This is a genomic window from uncultured Bacteroides sp. (assembly GCF_958445495.1).
Taxonomy (GTDB): domain Bacteria; phylum Bacteroidota; class Bacteroidia; order Bacteroidales; family Bacteroidaceae; genus Bacteroides.
Genome location: NZ_CAUCSQ010000031.1, coordinates 33,810 through 51,306, shown reverse-complemented (window position 1 = coordinate 51,306; position 17,497 = coordinate 33,810). Strand labels below are relative to the sequence as shown.

Sequence of the window (17,497 nt, the reverse complement as noted above, 5' to 3'; positions counted from 1 at the left end):
ACCTGTAACCGGCTGATCCGTAGTCAGCTACTCTATTCAGTTGAGCTACGCGACCATTATTTTCGTTTTAACGGGTGCAAAGATACGTACTTTTCCCGAATTAACAAGTCTTTCAGTAACTTTTTTATAAAAAAATTATTCGATAAATCGGTAATTAAATAATTGCCATCCGATACTTAAACCCACATTCCATTCTCTTTTGGGTGAGCTATAATGATTTACATACGCAGAAATATCTCCAAATGGTAATTGGCATACTACGGAAATTTCCCCTAAATATTCGAATTTTGAAAAAGCTTTTCCATAATATGCTTTGTTAAGTGAATTTCTTTCGATTGGGTAAATAGGCATAAAACCATAAAATTCTCCCCGGAGATGAAACATTTGATTTAATCGGTAGATAGGCCGAATACCGGCACCAACAAACTGGTTGGCACGGAAAGCTTCGTTGTAAGTAAGTTTACTATGTTGAGTAGGAGAAAACTCACCTGCCTGCATCATTGTCGCCGTGTAATTCTCGGAGAAATTTTTAGAAGCATATAATGCTTTTAAATACCACCCTAAAACCCAATGTTCATTCATATTATGGTATTTTTCTTTCATATAAGATAATTGTAACCAGGAGTGGTGGTTCTTATTATTTTCAATAGTACCTTCTCCCGGGTAGAATTTTTCTCTTCCTATGAAAATTTGAGCTATAAGAGCTTCTCTATAGCCACGGGTCGGATATTGCCGCGAATTGAGTGTACTTCCATTAAAACTGATAGAACCTCCTAATAAATCATAACGGCTTCTATCAAATTTGTCATTTCCAAAATCTATGATACTTTTTTGAAAATATTTATCTTCTATTCTGGCAATTCCTATTCCGAATTCTGCCCGTTTACTTGAAAGAAAAGGTAATCCAACTTGTAATTTAAGAAACCGTTCATCTTTTTGATTGAATGCTGGTTTGTTATTTCTTGAAAAAAGTTTGTCTTTCTTGAAATAATCAAAGGTACTAATAGATGCAATAAAGCGATATGAAGTTGGAATAGCTGTTGAGAAGTCTATTTTTGCCATAAACTGAGCGTTGTTGTAGACTTTACCAAGTTGCCCGTCAAATACAAATTCTTTGGCATAATAATTTAAATCTTGGTAACTAAGTCCTAAATAAATTTGATTAGAATTGGAAGTGGATATATTACCTCCTAATCTTACTGCAAAATTATTTTCTAATTTAACTTTTAAATATAAATCATAAGTATCATCATCGGGATTGTAGACTGCATGAGGAATTATTTCAGAAATCATATTATCTGAAAGTAGACGGAAATATCCTTGTTTCAAATCTTCATAGCTGAATTCTTTATTATCTGATTTATGAAATTCTTTTTTAATATAGGCTTGTTGTTGGGTATTAGCTCCGTCAATGATAATATTCTTAAAACGTAATTCGGGTAGATTGCTTCGATATACCATTCTTCTTAAATGGATATTATCGCGATTTATACGTCGGTTTATACGACTTTTTATTGAATCCATCATACTCATTGTCCGATTATATCCTATATTATGCAATTCGTCAATACGCTGAAAGTCCATAAGGTTGACATTATCATATTTGAATGTCATCAGAATTCCTATTGAGTCTGGAATAGAGTAGTCTGTTTTTTGCATTACCATATTTTCTATTTGGCTCATAAGGTCATTCTCTTTAGGCTTGGTCGGATTGGTTGAAACGACACTTCCAATAATGATATCTGGATGAAAATCATCTCTCATGACATCTGTAGGGAAATTATTATAAATTCCTCCATCATAGGCTAATACATTATCAATTTCTATAGGTTTAAACATAAATGGGAAACTCATTGATGCCCGGACAGCATCTCCTAAGTCTCCATCTCTCATTACCAATTGTTTTTTATTGTACACATCAGAAGCAATGCAACGGAAAGGAACAAAAAGTTTATCAAAATCACCTTTACACGCTGCAGTTGCACGTGCATATAAATCAACGAAAACTAAATTCATCTGAATCGGATTTACAACACTAGCAGGTAAAAATTGAGGTTTCAGATTCTTTAAAGAATCTTTAAATGAGAAACGAATATTGAAAAATTCAGGAGTAGGAAGGTTTTTCTTAAAATGATATACATATTTCTCTTCTACCTCTCCAGAATACCATCTTTTAAAATCTTCAGATTTTATAAGTTCTACCATGTCGTCAGGAGAATATCCCATAGCATATAGAGAACCGATGATAGCTCCCATAGAGGTACCTGTAATATAATCAATGGGAATATTGTTTTCTTCTAAGGCACGGATAATTCCAATATGTGTTAATCCTTTAGCGCCACCGCCACTCAATACGAGACCCACTTTTTGAGCATAGGAAATCGGTGTGATAAGCCATAAAATAACAAACACAAGAAGAATCTTTCTCATAACCCAAAATCAAACAGTTGAACTTTTGTCTATTAAATATTCAAATATATGCAATCCTTTTTAATTAATCGATATATTTTCAACTGTTTTAAATTGAAAAAGAGCATTACGACTGTATTTGACGTCGAATGCTCTTTCCTGAAGTATATAAATGAATAAAGGGGCAATTAGATTAGTTCAATACTACGTTTTACAAAATTACTTAAGGCTTCACCTTTTAACATATTATTTTGTAATAGAGCTAAATCTATGAGTTGGCGGATTATCTTGTTATTGTTGGCATAATTAATGAAGATTGTTTCTTTTTTGTTCTTCAAATCATCCCATTTTTTATCCAAATTATTTAATTCGTCTTTCTCTGATGTTGGAATATCTTCATCTTTCTTATTTTTATGCTTATCCTTTAATTCATTACGTTGTTTGTTGATACTGTCCATTTCTGACTGTATCGGGGTTACATCAGCCTGACAAATATTTTCTTCTTCTTTAAGTACTTCTTTTATTAATTTATGGTCAGAATTCAATATTAGGTTAAACATATCAGGCATTTCTCCATAAAAACTCATTCCTGCTTGAATATTTGCCATTTCTTTCATACGACGCATATATTCACTTTGGGTAATCATTACAGGAGCAGAATTTTCTCCTAAAGCCTGTGTCATTACATTAAATTCAACTTTATCCATTCGAGGTAATTGGCTTTTAAAAGCAATTGTAATTGCGTCTTGCTTACTTGTTTCCAATATCTCATCCTTCTTATCCTCCTTAACAATTAGATTATCGACGACATCACTATCCACACGAGTAAAACGAGATTTTTCGAATTTCTGTTCTAACATGCTTACCATGGCTACGTCTAGCTGACCATTCATTAATAACACATTATATCCTTTATTGACGGCCGTTTCGATATAGCTGTATTGTTCATCCTTGTTGTTTGCATATAGATAGATTAGATTTCCATCTTTGTCTGTCTGATTATCTTTAATAAGAGTTTGATATTCTTCAAATGTATAATGTTTACTGTTTGTATCGGTGAAAAGGGCGAATTTTTGTGCTTTCTCGTAAAAATCTTCTTGAGTCAGCATACCATAATTGATAAATATTTTCAAATCATTCCACTTTTCTTCAAACTGTTTACGGTCATTTTTAAAGATGGATTGCAGGCGGTCGGAGACTTTCTTTGTGATATAAGTTGAAATCTTTTTCACATTTGAATCACTCTGTAAGTATGAACGAGAGACGTTAAGTGGAATATCCGGAGAATCTATGACTCCGTGTAGTAAAGTTAAGAAATCCGGAACAATACCTTCAACGGAGTCTGTTACATATACTTGATTGCAATAAAGCTGAATTTTGTTTTTATTTAATTCAATGTTACTTTTTACTTTAGGGAAGTAAAGAATACCTGTTAAATGGAATGGATAATCTACATTCAGATGAATCCAGAAAAGAGGTTCGTCTGACATGGGATATAATTTACTATAAAATGATTTATAGTCTTCATCTGAGAGTTCACTCGGTTTACGTGTCCATAGGGGAGTCGTATCATTGATAATATTGTCTTCGTCTGTTTCTACTTGCTTGCCATCTTTCCACTCTTTCTTTTTCCCAAATGCAATAGGAACGGGAAGGAAACTACAATATTTTTTTAAAAGTTCAGAAATACGTGCTTCTTCAAGGAACTCTTTACAGTCGTCGTCAACATATAGGATGATATCTGAACCACGGTCAGCTTTTTCAACTTCTTCAATCGTGAATTCAGGACTACCATCACAAGTCCATTTTACTGCCTGTGCATCATCTTTATATGACTTTGTGATAATCTCAACTTTTTTCGCAACCATGAATGCGGAATAAAATCCAAGTCCAAAATGACCAATGATAGCATTAGCGTCATTTTTGTATTTTTCCAGAAAATCATTTGCTCCTGAGAATGCAATTTGATTGATATATTTCTCAATTTCTTCTGCGGTTAAACCAATCCCACGGTCAGAAATGGTAATAGTATTTTTACCTAATTCAACGTGGATTGTCAAGTTCCCCAATTCACCTTTGAATTCCCCAATAGAAGCAAGAGTATTCAATTTCTGAGTGGCATCTACTGCATTGGATACTAATTCACGAAGAAAAATTTCATGGTCACTGTATAAGAATTTTTTAATGATAGGGAAAATGTTTTCTGTTGTAACCCCAATATTACCTTTTTGCATAATACGTATATTTTTAGTTTATCAATTGATTAATTTTATCAGATTTTTGCTTAGTAAGAAGCAAAAAAAATGCCAGACCCTAGAGTCTGACATTATGGCATATATACTTCTAAAATCTATTGAGAAGGAAGTATTTTCATTTCTAATTCACCTTTTTCCTTATTGAGAGAGACCGAAATTGTGTCTTTTTCTTTTAAGGAAGAAGATATAATGAGCTCAGATAATCCATCTTCCAAATAGGTTTGAATTGCCCGTTTTAATGGACGTGCACCGTACTGAATATCATATCCTTTACTTGCAATAAATTCCTTTGCCTTATCATCAACAACAAGTTTGTAGCCAAGAGCTTCTATTCTGTTATATAATCCTTTTAGTTCAATATTAATAATCTTTGTAATTGCTTCCAAAGAAAGTTGGTCGAATGTTATGATTTCATCTACACGGTTAAGAAATTCAGGCGCGAATGATTTATTCAAAGCCTTTTGTATAACACTTCGTGAGAACTCTTTATCGTCTAGACGGCTTTGCGTTGCAAATCCAACACCACGTCCAAAGTCTTTTAACTGACGAGTTCCGATATTAGAAGTCATGATAATAACAGTGTTTTTAAAATCGACCATCCTACCATAACTATCAGTTAGACGACCTTCATCCATCACTTGAAGAAGAAGATTAAATACATCAGGATGTGCTTTCTCTATTTCGTCAAGTAGAACAATAGAATATGGCTTACGTCTTACTTTTTCGGTTAATTGTCCGCCTTCTTCATATCCTACATATCCCGGAGGTGCTCCAACTAAACGAGATACTGTGAATTTTTCCATATATTCACTCATATCTATGCGAATCAATGCATCCGAAGAACCAAACATATATTGGGCCAATTCTTTGGCTAAATGAGTTTTACCAACTCCTGTCGGTCCTAAAAACATAAATGTTCCAATAGGTTTGTTTGGGTCCTTTAAGCCTACGCGGCTTCTAAGAATAGCTTTGACAAGTTTTTCTATAGCTGTATCTTGTGCAATGACTTTTGACTGTAAGTCTTCTTTCATTCCTGCCAATTTTATACCTTCAGCTTGAGCCATACGTTGTACAGGAATGCCGGACATCATCGAAATTACGTTGGCAATTTCTTCTGCATCAACAGTCTGTTTATTTTCTTTTAAACTAGCTTCCCATTCCTTTTTCATTTCATCTAGTTGGGAAGAAAACTCTTTTTCCTTATCACGAAAACTTGCCGCAAGTTCAAAATTTTGGGATTTTACTGCCTCATTTTTTTTATTTTTGGCTTCCTCTATCATTTTCTCCTGTTCTTCAATTTCTTTAGGAACACTGATGTTTGTAAGATGAACTCGAGACCCTGCTTCATCTAGAGCATCAATGGCTTTATCCGGAAAATTTCTATCTGTGATGTAACGGTCTGTCAACTTGACGCAAGCCTCCAAAGCCTCGTCTGTGTAATATACATTGTGATGGTCCTCGTATTTATCCTTGATATTACATAATATTTGAAGAGTTTCCGCAGCAGTGGTGGGTTCTACCATCACTTTTTGGAAACGGCGTTCCAATGCACCATCTTTTTCTATATTCTTACGATACTCATCAAGAGTAGTAGCACCGATACACTGTATTTCGCCTCTTGCTAATGCCGGTTTCAACATATTTGCAGCATCCATAGAGCCTGCAGCAGAACCAGCTCCTACAATAGTATGGATTTCGTCAATAAATAGAATTACATTCGGATTTCTTTGTAATTCATTAAGTATAGAACGGATACGTTCTTCAAATTGGCCTCGATATTTTGTTCCTGCTACAACGGCAGTCATGTCAAGTGCTACAACTCTTTTATCAAAAAGAATACGTGAAACCTTTTTTTGGATAATTCTTAAAGCAAGTCCTTCAACAATTGCAGATTTCCCTACACCTGGTTCTCCAATTAAGATTGGGTTATTCTTTTTACGACGACTTAATATTTGAGCTAAACGTTCAATTTCTTTTTCTCTTCCGACAACTGGGTCTAATTTCCCTTCTTCTGCCGCTTTTGTCATGTCAGTACCGAAATTGTCCAACACTGGAGTGTCGTTAGATGTCTTTTTTGAAGTAGTTTGTGCTTGTTGTTGATGCTCTTCTGCATTACCCCGGCCGGAAGAACGGGGAGAAGACATTTCCTCGTCATCATCATCCTCTGTAAATCCCATGCCGGAATTAATGTCTGGTTGTAATGTAACTTGTTCCAAGACTTTCATATAACTTACATTGTTTGCTTCAAGTATGGAAGCTGCCATATTGTTTTTTTCTCTTAAAATTGCTAATAAAACGTGTTCTGTATCAGCGATACTATTTTTCATTCCGCGTGCTTCTAGTATGCACATCTTTAATATTTTTGCCGTATCATTAGATAATGGTATTTCCGCGTCTGGCAATAGCATATCATCTGCTTCTGCCTTAAGTTGAACTTCAATTTGCTGTTTTATTACGGCTAAATTAGTATTGAGTTTAGACAATATTTCAATAGCTTTTCCTTCGCCGTCACGGAGTATTCCTAAAAGTAGGTGCTCTGGACCTATATACCGACTTCTCAACCGATTAGCTTCTTCCTTGCTATAGACAATAATGTCGGAAACTCTTTGTGAGAATTGATTATTCATACTTTTCCTTTTTTCTTATAAGGGTTATTGACTCGCAAATATACGCATTTAATCAAGTTTACGATGCAATATCTGCTTTATTTCTTATATCTACAAATGGTGTGCCATAAAATTAATATATTTGTATTATATATATTAAGGTGAAACAAATTTCTAGTTATTTTCTCATGTTTATGGTATGGCTTATATTTATTATTATTAATGAAGGCAGGATTCAAAGATTTGCTTTCATATAACTTATGAAGGAATGGCGTAGAGAAAACGTTAGAATGTCGTTTTTATGAATAAAACTTTCTTCTTAAAAACTTTCGTATATCAAGGAAAAGTAGTACTTTAGCGTGGTTTTTCACAAACCGTAGAATGTATAATTAATAATCATTTTAAATGCTTGAACAAGACAGAATTATAAAGATTAACATCGAGGAGGAAATGAAGTCATCATACATTGACTACTCCATGTCGGTCATTGTTTCACGTGCCCTTCCAGATGTTAGAGACGGATTTAAACCTGTTCACCGTAGAATTTTATACGGAATGATGGAATTAGGTAATACTTCAGATAAACCTTATAAAAAATCAGCCAGAATCGTAGGTGAAGTACTAGGTAAGTACCATCCTCATGGAGACTCCTCTGTTTATTTTGCAATGGTGCGTATGGCTCAAGAATGGGCGATGCGTTATCCATTAGTAGACGGTCAAGGTAATTTTGGTTCTGTAGATGGTGACAGTCCGGCTGCTATGCGTTATACAGAGGCTCGTCTTAATAAATTAGGTGAGGCAATGATGGATGATTTATACAAAGAAACTGTCGATTTTGAACCAAATTTTGATAATACTTTGGTAGAGCCTAAAGTTATGCCTACCCGTATCCCAAATCTTTTGGTGAACGGAGCGTCTGGTATCGCAGTAGGTATGGCTACGAATATGCCTCCTCATAATCTTTCAGAAGTAATTGATGCATGTGATGCATATATTGATAATCCGGAAATTACAGTCGAGGAGTTAATGAACTTCGTTAAAGCACCGGATTTCCCTACAGGTGGATACATATATGGCATAAGTGGAGTACGTGAAGCATATTTGACAGGACGTGGGCGTGTAATTATGCGTGCCAAAGCTGAAATTGAAACAGGGCAGACACATGATAAGATTGTAATCACTGAAATTCCTTACAATGTCAACAAAGCTGAATTAATCAAGTACATAGCAGACCTTGTTAATGATAAAAGGATTGAAGGTATTTCTAATGCAAATGATGAATCAGACCGTGAAGGTATGCGCATTGTCATTGATGTGAAACGTGATGCAAACGCAAGTGTAGTGCTGAATAAACTTTATAAAATGACAGCCTTGCAAACGTCTTTTGGGGTAAACAATGTCGCATTAGTACATGGGCGTCCTAAAACGTTGAATTTAAGAGACCTGATTAAATATTTTATTGAGCATAGACACGAGGTAGTTATTCGCCGTACCGAATTTGATCTTCGCAAAGCAAAGGAACGGGCCCATATTCTTGAAGGTTTGATTATTGCCTCTGATAATATTGATGAAGTAATCCGTATCATTCGTGCAGCTAAAACTCCTAATGATGCTATAGCAGGTTTAATGGAACGGTTCAACCTGACAGAAGTTCAGTCTCGTGCAATTGTAGAAATGCGTTTGCGTCAGTTAACAGGTCTGATGCAAGATCAGCTTCATGCAGAATATGAAGAGATAATGAAGCAAATTGCATATTTAGAAAGCATTTTAGCTGACGACGAGGTATGTCGCAAAGTCATGAAAGAGGAACTGTTGGAAGTCAAAGCTAAGTATGGGGATGGACGCCGTTCCGAGATTGTTTATTCTTCGGAAGAATTTAACCCGGAAGATTTTTATGCCGACGACCAAATGATTATTACGATTTCTCACATGGGATATATAAAACGTACACCGTTGACTGAATTCCGTGCACAGAATCGTGGTGGAGTAGGTTCTAAAGGAACAGAAACTCGTGATGAAGACTTTGTAGAGCATATTTATCCGGCCACTATGCATAATACGATGATGTTCTTTACACAGAAAGGTAAATGTTATTGGTTGAAAGTGTATGAAATACCTGAAGGGACGAAGAGTTCTAAAGGACGTGCTATCCAAAATCTATTAAATATAGATTCGGATGATAATGTGACAGCATATCTGCGTGTGAAGAATTTAGATGACTCAGAATTTATTAATAGTCATTATGTATTATTCTGTACAAAAAGAGGTGTAATAAAGAAAACCTTGCTTGAACAATACTCTCGTCCTCGCCAAAATGGTGTAAATGCTATTACAATTCGTGAAGATGATAGTGTAATTGAAGTTCGTATGACTAATGGTAATAATGAAATAATTATTGCCAACCGTAATGGACGTGCTATTCGTTTTCATGAAGCAGCTGTACGTGTTATGGGTCGGACAGCAACAGGGGTACGTGGTATAACGTTAGATGATGATGGTCAGGATGAAGTGGTTGGAATGATTTGTATCAAAGATTTGGAAACTGAATCTGTAATGGTTGTTTCAGAACAAGGATATGGCAAGCGTTCTGAAATTGAAGATTACCGTAAAACCAATCGTGGAGGTAAAGGAGTCAAAACAATGAATATTACTGAGAAGACTGGTAAATTGGTAACGATTAAATCCGTAACAGATGAAAATGATTTGATGATTATCAATAAATCTGGTATCACAATTCGTCTGAAAGTTGCGGATGTCCGTATTATGGGGCGTGCCACTCAAGGTGTTCGTCTGATTAACCTTGAAAAACGTAATGACCAAATAGGGTCAGTATGTAAAGTAATGACGGAGAGTCTTGAAGATGAAGTACCTATGGAAGAATCAGAAGGTATAATTGTAAGTGAACCGAATACAGATATTCCGGATGTTGAAGATACAACAGAAGATGTAAATGGAAGTGAAAATAATAATGATATTGAGGAATAGACATAATATTAATAATTAATCAAACAACAATCATGAAAAGAGTATTATTTTCGATGGTTTTATTAATGGCTGTTAGCTTCTCATTTGCTCAGATGAAGAGTGTGAAAGAAGCAAAAAGTATTGCCAATGATGTAAAACCTGATTTTAAGCGAGCTGAACAGCTAATTAAAGAAGCTATGAAGAATCCAGAGACCAAAGATCTTGCTGAAACATGGAATGTTGCTGGATTTATTCAAAAGCGTATTAATGAAGAGCAAATGAAAAATGCTTTTCTGAAGAAATCGTATGACACATTGAAAGTATATAACAGTATTCTGAAAATGTATGAATACTATACGAAATGTGACGATTTGGCACAAATACCTAATGAAAAAGGAAAAATTAAGAACAAATATCGTAAGTCGAACGCTTCCAGTATGTTAGCTGAACGTCCTAATTTAATTAATGGTGGTATACAGTATTTCAATTTGGATAAAAATAAAGAAGCACTGAAGTTCTTTGCAACATATGTAGAATCGGCTTCTTATCCAATGTTAGCTGATAAAGAATTGGCTAAAAATGACACTCTTCTTCCACAAATAGCATATTATGCAACATTGGCAGCTGATAGAGTAGGTGATAAAGATGCAATCATTAAATATGCTCCTACAGCATTATCTGATAAAGAAGGAGGTAAGTTTGCCATGCAATTAATGGCTGATGCATATAAAGCTAAAGGAGATACTGCAGCTTGGATTAAAGCTTTGGAAGAAGGTATTTTGAAATTCCCCGGAAATGATTATTTCTTTGCCAATTTAGTTGATTATTATAATAGTTCTAATCAAGCTTCTAAAGCAATGGAATTTGCAGATAAGATGTTGGCTGATGATCCGAACAATAAGTTGTATTTGTATGTAAAGGCATATCTTTATCATAATATGAAAGAATATGATAATGCAATCGAATATTATAAAAAGGCTATTGCTGCTGACCCAGAATATGCAGAAGCGTATTCTAATGTTGGTTTGGTATATTTGATGAAGGCGCAAGATTATGCAGATAAAGCAACGACTGATATCAATGATCCTAAGTATACAGAAGCCCAAGCAGTAGTAAAGAAATTCTATGAAGAGGCAAAGCCATTCTATGAAAAGGCTAGGGCTTTAAAGCCAGATCAGAAAGATTTGTGGTTACAAGGACTCTATCGTGTTTACTATAATTTAAATATGGGACCGGAATTTGAGGAAATTGATAAGATGATGAAATAATAAAAATATTAGATGTTTTAAAACATAAAAGAGAGAGGAAGAAAAAAGATTTTTTCTTCCTCTCTCTTTTATGTTATTTATTGGGGAAGTTGAATATTACTCTAGAAAAGAGTCTGAAATAGATAATTATCAAATTTTCTATTAAACATAATATTAATTATTCCTAACTTTGTAATAGAAAAATAAAGCCAGCCACGGAAAAACACAAAAAACAATGGTTTTATATCACTTATGATACTAAAACAGAAGGCTTAGCCGCTTATTAATGAGTTCTTGAAACATCTAAAGAAGTTTGAAAACAAGTATTCTAACGTTGATTGGATGTATTGTGATAATCCCTATAATTAATGTTTAATATGAAAAATTGTAAAAATCTGAAAGAACGTTTTGAGGAACCTCGCGACTTTGATTTTACTGTTGCCCGTGTTCATCCTCGTGTTATTAATGGTGTCCGTCAGACTGTTCTTGTTCCTGCCGGCTCTTTCTCTCTGTTCGGTATCTCTGTCCTTGAAGCTACTGCTATTTGTAGGAAAATCTCTTCTACCCGTGATTACATTTGTTCTACCCGTTTAATTATTGATTGATGGCTAAACAGGAAACCTGAATATTTGTTGAAAGTGACTATTAACGTCCTTCTTTGTGCAGCCCAAGGATTTGTAACAAGTTTCTTGCTTGATGAGTTTCCTACTGTCCGTGTTGCTGAAGAACTACGTGATGTACTTGTACGACTTCTTGTCGTACGGAATACTTAAAGATACAAAAAGGCAACTAACTCGCAATAAGGTAGTTGCCTTTAATTTTATTTTTAATGAATATCCCTACGTTCATACAATGAATTCACTCACCTTCTATTAGAATTGTCTTTTATTGTTGAATATCTTTTTTTTGAAATATAATCATATACAACAATAGCATTATTTATAATTTCATTAGTCTTTAATAACTAATAATGGTGTATCTGAATGAAAAATCATCTTCCGGGCAATACTTGGATTGAATAATCGTGCAAATATATTTCTTTTATATGAGGTTAATGTGATTATATCTATCTGATTATCTTTAATATATTGGTCAAGTCCTTTTAATAAGTTATCATTCATTACAACATCATAGTGTATTTCAAGTCCTGGATATTGTTTATGGAAGTATTCTTTTATTCCTGCCAGTTTTATTTCATTCCAGGTATCATTAGATTCGGTAAGATGTATTAAAGATACGGAAAAATGAAATGATTTCCAGCTATTGAAAAAGGTGTCGAAGGCTACTAAGTCTCTTTGGTCAAAGTTTGTTATAAAGGCAATTCGTTTTACTTCATTAAACTGCTTGAAAGGGGTATTTTCCGGAATAGCTAATACAGCTGTACGACTACGGTCAATAACTTCAGCAGTTACACTTCCGATAAGGTCTATATCTTTTTGGCTTTTTCCTCTTGTTCCCATAATAATCACTTTGGGACGTTGTTCCTTGGCGTATCTTAAGATTTCTTCTTCTGGAATTCCTTCTCGCAGAATACAGCTATATTTGATGTTGGGGAATTCAGCAGAGTCAATTTTTTCTTTTATCTTATCAGATAAAGCTTTAAGGTCGGAATGAACCTTATGGATAATTGTCTTTACAGATTCTTCATCTCCGATTTGATAATTAAATACATCCCCATATGGTAATGACGATGCATATATAGGAGTAAAATAAACGTGTAATAAGATAACCTCTGAATCATCTGCTTTGGCCAAGTTAAAAGCAAATTCACATGCTTTCATTGAATAATTAGAGAAATCAACCGGAATTAAGATTTTGTTTGATTTTCTTTCTATTTTAGGTTCCTTCTCTCCCACTATACTTTCGGATAACCATGCAGAACTTTCTGTTATTTTCAGTGCTCGTGGTAAATCACTTTCTTTAATTCGTAGACGTACCCCTGAAGATACGACAGGTTGTATCTGATTTACGTTATGAATATATGCCTCAATGCCCTCGTTTTCAAGGACATTCTTTAATATCTGCGCTTTTGTATATGTCAGAATGGCTAGGGTTACTAATTTGTCTTCCATAAATGATGTTTTTATTAAGGTGAACAAATAAGAAATCCCAATTGTTTATAGCAATTGGGATTCCGGTTTTATTATATTTTAGATTTGCACAGATTCGGTAGCTTGTTCTTTTTGCATATTCATATTCAACTCATCCAAGATTTTTAAAGCCCGATCAAGGACAGTAGTATCATCCAGCATAACAAGCCCACCATCCGGACCGGGCTCGAGATGTATTCCGACACTTTTTCCTTCCTTAAAATTATGGCCGCCAAAAAAGTTACGTACAGTATCTACGTGCAGGCCGAGTTCATCTGCTATTCTATGCATGCTACCGCTAGGCAATGAATCTTTAATCTTACGAAGTTCATTAAATGTTATTGTTCTCATGTCTCATAAATTTAATGGTTAATACTATGTGATTCTCTTATCACGCTATAAACTTAAGCAAAAAAAAAGATAAAACAAATTATTTGCTTATCTTTTTTTCTGGAATTGATAAAATCTATTAATGCCTTTATATCACTTCAATAGCAGAAGCCGGTACCCATCCGACTTTTCCGTCCTCCAAACGAATTTCTTTCCATTCTTTCATGGAGTTGTCCTTAATACCGACTTTTCGACCCTCATGGAGAATAAATAAACTCGTACCACTTTCACTCGGCGTACTTCGAACCGTAACACTTGGATTCATGACTATTGCTTCATCCCGGTTTACCAGATTCTCTTTTTGTTGCGAAGCAAAAAGATTAGAACATACTGTAATCACGAGAAAGACAATTCCTGAAATAAATCCTATTTTCTTTTGCATGATTTGTTTTGAGAATATAAAGAAATAGAGAGCAACGATTAGCAAAACGAAAGAAATGATTCCCCATGTAGCCCATGCATCCACACTCATACTGTTTATTAACGATTTAGTCCATGAAACAAAGAAAACCTCAGGAATAGGTTCCACTTTATCTATGGTTTTCGCCCGTGCCACTTCCAGGTTGGCACGTATATCGCCGTTCCCCGGTTGTAACAGTAAAGCTCGTTCATAATTAAGTACAGCCTTTGCAATTTCTCCCGTTTTATAATAACTGTTTCCTAAATTATAGTACACCTCGGCCGCTTCCCCATCTTTCAGCAAAGTTTCATATATCTGGATAGCCGTAGCATAATCTTCCTTTATATATGCAGAGTCACCTTCCGTTTTTGTGGCATTTTCCAAATTATTATCAGAAAACGCATGCGAAGCAGCGTGGATAGAATCAATCTCACTTATTTGTTTGGAATCAATATTCAGTGAATCTTGTCCGAAACACGTCACCGATATTGATAAAAATATAAAAAATAATATTTTTTTCATGACACAATCTCTTCAGGTTTAACGTTTTATTGAATTTTCCATTTTACTTATCACTTCTATTGAAGATGAATAAACCTTATCCATAGCCTGATTTTCATCACCCGGAGCAAAACGGGCAAATTCGCAATCGTTCAATGCATTCAGGAAATCCTTGATTAACTCCTCATTCACTCCGTGATTTCTTAATTTTTCCTCGATATTATCTTTAGATAAACGAGATACCGGAATATTCAATTTATCGCTTATATATCCCCACAACGCTTTCAATACCTCATCATAGAAAGCCTCCTTTTTATTTTCCGAAAGCAATTTACCGGCTAATTTCATTCGTTTGGCAGCTACCTTGTTAGCCTTCTTCGTCCTCATTTTTGCTACATTCGCATTTTCTGCCGCCTGTTTGCGATAAAGCATAAAGAAAATAATAAAGGCAAGAGCAGGAATGACATAGAACAGCCAGTATGTCGTAGAGCCATAGAAGAAACTTCCTTTAGGCTGGAGAGTCACCTTATTTTGTTTTATATAACGAATATCCTCACCCAATACTTTCAAATCCTCTTTGTTTGTAAAGTTGGCAATAACCTGGTCGGCATTTCCCGCCCCCTTCTCAACGTTTATCACATACTCTTCCGTATTCAACGTTTTGTAAGATTTGGAACGGATATCGAAATAACTGAAAGACACTCCCGGAATCTTGTATGTGCCGGCATGTCTGGGAATCGCCAGATATTCGATAACCCTGTTTCCGGTAAGCCCGTCTCTGGTAAGCCTGACTTGATTGTCGACTTTAGGATCATACACTTCAAAATCGTCCGGGAATTTAATTTCCGGATTAGAAATCAACTTCAAGTTACCCGTTCCGGAGATTACCAGTTTGATAGTAATCGCATCATTCGTTTTCAGCTCCTTGCTGTTGATAGAAGATGAAATATTGAAATCTCCTACCCCGCCGGAGAAATTCTCCGGTTTACCTGCCGGTAACGGACTGACATTAATTGCTATCTTGGGAGTTACAATAGGCTTTTTGATTTCTATGACATTGCTGCCTCCATTAAAGAAAGCGTCAAAAGGGTCAGCCGATTGTACAGGTTTGCTTACAGTCATTTGGAATTGTGCAGGTTCTATAAACAACTTGCCCGATTGTTGCGGGAAAAGTACGAACTGACGATAAACAGTTGTATAATAATTACGTCCCTGATAATGTTCAGGAACCCATCTGGCATTCGTTGTCATTTCAATTTCCTGCGAATGAAATCCCTTAAAGTCAGGTAACTTGGCATTATTAAGCTGTAAGTTAGACTCCCTGGTGTAAATTTTGTACGTTAATACGAATGCCTCTTGCTCATACACATTTGTTTTGCTGGCAATTGCCTTAATAAACAAATCCTGATTGGAAACACTCATGTTTGAAGAAGACTGCGAAGAAGCACTGCCGCCTTGTCCCCCTCCGTTACCATTCTGATCCGGCGGCAATACTTTGACCTTCACAGAATTGGAAACCATCTGATTACCCTCAGCCACGATTGAAGCCCCCGGAATGGTAAAATCACCTGCCGTATTTGCCATTAATATATAAGTAAAAGTAATACTGCTGGTCGACGTAACATTACCGTTCACAATCTGCGTACTGCTCTGTTGCGAACGGCTTGGTCCCATTAACACATCAAAACCTTTGATAGCGGGAGCCTGAAAATCTTTTACCTTTTGTGTAGTAATGGTATAAGACAGCCTGAATTGATCGCCTACCACCACTACATCCGGCGCAGAAGCGGTGAATGACACCTCATCAGCGAAAGCCAAGGTGTTATATGCTATCAATGCCATCCATATAAGAATCAATTTTCTCATTGCTTATGAATTTATATCGTCACTTAATATATAATTACCAATCTTTCTCCAAACGACCGCCTTGCATAACCTTCTGCTGTTTTTTAACCTTATCCTGCACATTCTTCTCATCCTGCATTACAGAATTCAGAAGTTGTTCGGCGTTCTCCTTCGACATCTGATTATCCTTTTTCTCAGACTTCGGAGGCTGTTGCTGGTCTTTCTTCTCATCTTGTTTCCGGTCGTTCTGTTTATCCTTATTCTGGTCCTGCTTTTGGTCCTGTTTCTGTTGTTGGTCCTTGTTCTGGTCTTTATCCTGGTCCTGATTCTGATTCTGCTGATTTTGTTGCTGGTCTTTCAGCATCTTCTGTGCAAGCGCCAGGTTATATCGAGTCTCATGGTCAGCCGGATTATTGCGTAATGACATCTTATATGCTTCCACAGCCTTTGCATAATCCTTTCCAGCTTGAAAAAGAACCCCCATATTATGATAAATATGAGCCAGCTTCATCTTGTCCTTTTCAATTTTACTGGCTGAAACATATTGTTCCATAGCATCCTGGAACTTTTGTTGCTGTGAGAGTGTATTTCCCAGATTATACATGGATACCGTCGACTTGGGATTTATTTCCAAAGCCTTCCGATAATTCACTTCCGCATCTACGAACGTGCTGTCGTTGAACAGGCGGTTTCCCTTACGGATATAGTCGCGCTCTGCTTTTTGGGCTGACACACCGGCTGCCGACAACAGAAAAATAGCGAATAAGATATATTTACTTCTTACCATAAC

Annotated in this window: 11 protein-coding genes; 3 read left to right on the top strand and 8 right to left on the bottom strand. The window is 35.6% G+C overall.

Annotated features, from left to right (window positions below):
* Positions 1-135 precede the first annotated feature (135 nt).
* The 3 genes from Q5076_RS11595 to Q5076_RS11585 all read right to left on the bottom strand — a co-directional run bounded on the left by Q5076_RS11595 (position 136) and on the right by Q5076_RS11585 (position 7,291).
* On the bottom strand, positions 136-2,430 hold the full coding sequence (locus Q5076_RS11595; protein WP_303013432.1) for a patatin-like phospholipase family protein: 2,295 nt from the start codon (positions 2,428-2,430) through the stop codon (positions 136-138).
* Between the two features lie 167 nt (positions 2,431-2,597).
* Complete coding sequence (gene htpG / locus Q5076_RS11590; protein WP_303013430.1) at positions 2,598-4,643, bottom strand: molecular chaperone HtpG; 2,046 nt, start codon at positions 4,641-4,643, stop codon at positions 2,598-2,600.
* Positions 4,644-4,759: 116 nt separating this feature from the next.
* Entirely contained in the window at positions 4,760-7,291 is a 2,532-nt protein-coding gene (locus Q5076_RS11585) for an ATP-dependent Clp protease ATP-binding subunit (RefSeq protein ID WP_303013427.1), read from the bottom strand.
* Between the two features lie 384 nt (positions 7,292-7,675).
* On the opposite strand from Q5076_RS11585, the gene gyrA reads away from it, so the two are divergent.
* From gyrA to Q5076_RS11570, 3 genes are all read left to right on the top strand, one after another.
* A complete protein-coding gene (gyrA, locus tag Q5076_RS11580; RefSeq protein ID WP_303013425.1) occupies positions 7,676-10,255 on the top strand; it encodes a DNA gyrase subunit A in 2,580 nt (859 codons plus the stop codon).
* A gap of 32 nt (positions 10,256-10,287) precedes the next feature.
* Positions 10,288-11,502 carry a lipopolysaccharide assembly protein LapB gene (locus tag Q5076_RS11575; RefSeq protein ID WP_303013422.1) on the top strand — a complete coding sequence of 405 codons (1,215 nt, stop codon included), beginning with the start codon at positions 10,288-10,290 and terminating at the stop codon, positions 11,500-11,502.
* Between the two features lie 356 nt (positions 11,503-11,858).
* On the top strand, positions 11,859-12,086 hold the full coding sequence (locus tag Q5076_RS11570; RefSeq protein WP_303013420.1) for a hypothetical protein: 228 nt from the start codon (positions 11,859-11,861) through the stop codon (positions 12,084-12,086).
* Between the two features lie 345 nt (positions 12,087-12,431).
* On the opposite strand, the gene Q5076_RS11565 is transcribed toward Q5076_RS11570, so the two are convergent.
* The 5 genes from Q5076_RS11565 to Q5076_RS11545 all read right to left on the bottom strand — a co-directional run bounded on the left by Q5076_RS11565 (position 12,432) and on the right by Q5076_RS11545 (position 17,494).
* Positions 12,432-13,553 (bottom strand): universal stress protein, encoded by a 1,122-nt coding sequence (locus Q5076_RS11565; RefSeq protein WP_303013417.1) that lies wholly within the window; start codon positions 13,551-13,553, stop codon positions 12,432-12,434.
* A 78-nt stretch (positions 13,554-13,631) separates the two neighbouring features.
* The gene (locus Q5076_RS11560) at positions 13,632-13,922 is read right to left on the bottom strand and encodes a DNA-binding protein (protein ID WP_303013416.1); all 291 of its coding nucleotides are present in this window, start codon (positions 13,920-13,922) and stop codon (positions 13,632-13,634) included.
* A gap of 127 nt (positions 13,923-14,049) precedes the next feature.
* Positions 14,050-14,883, bottom strand: a complete 834-nt coding sequence (locus tag Q5076_RS11555) for a tetratricopeptide repeat protein (RefSeq protein WP_303013414.1) — start codon at positions 14,881-14,883, stop codon at positions 14,050-14,052.
* An 18-nt stretch (positions 14,884-14,901) separates the two neighbouring features.
* Positions 14,902-16,728: a BatD family protein gene (locus Q5076_RS11550; protein WP_303013412.1), complete on the bottom strand. Its 1,827-nt coding sequence runs from the start codon at positions 16,726-16,728 to the stop codon at positions 14,902-14,904.
* Between the two features lie 34 nt (positions 16,729-16,762).
* Positions 16,763-17,494, bottom strand: coding sequence for a tetratricopeptide repeat protein (locus tag Q5076_RS11545; protein ID WP_303013409.1), 732 nt, complete (start codon positions 17,492-17,494; stop codon positions 16,763-16,765).
* Positions 17,495-17,497: the final 3 nt, after the last annotated feature.

Coding starts and splice junctions, on each gene's coding strand:
- Q5076_RS11595 (WP_303013432.1), bottom strand. CDS start 2,430: ATGAGAAAGATTCTTCTTGTGTTTGTTATTTTATGGCTTATCACACCG.
- htpG (WP_303013430.1), bottom strand. CDS start 4,643: ATGCAAAAAGGTAATATTGGGGTTACAACAGAAAACATTTTCCCTATC.
- Q5076_RS11585 (WP_303013427.1), bottom strand. CDS start 7,291: ATGAATAATCAATTCTCACAAAGAGTTTCCGACATTATTGTCTATAGC.
- gyrA (WP_303013425.1), top strand. CDS start 7,676: ATGCTTGAACAAGACAGAATTATAAAGATTAACATCGAGGAGGAAATG.
- Q5076_RS11575 (WP_303013422.1), top strand. CDS start 10,288: ATGAAAAGAGTATTATTTTCGATGGTTTTATTAATGGCTGTTAGCTTC.
- Q5076_RS11570 (WP_303013420.1), top strand. CDS start 11,859: ATGAAAAATTGTAAAAATCTGAAAGAACGTTTTGAGGAACCTCGCGAC.
- Q5076_RS11565 (WP_303013417.1), bottom strand. CDS start 13,553: ATGGAAGACAAATTAGTAACCCTAGCCATTCTGACATATACAAAAGCG.
- Q5076_RS11560 (WP_303013416.1), bottom strand. CDS start 13,922: ATGAGAACAATAACATTTAATGAACTTCGTAAGATTAAAGATTCATTG.
- Q5076_RS11555 (WP_303013414.1), bottom strand. CDS start 14,883: ATGAAAAAAATATTATTTTTTATATTTTTATCAATATCGGTGACGTGT.
- Q5076_RS11550 (WP_303013412.1), bottom strand. CDS start 16,728: ATGAGAAAATTGATTCTTATATGGATGGCATTGATAGCATATAACACC.
- Q5076_RS11545 (WP_303013409.1), bottom strand. CDS start 17,494: ATGGTAAGAAGTAAATATATCTTATTCGCTATTTTTCTGTTGTCGGCA.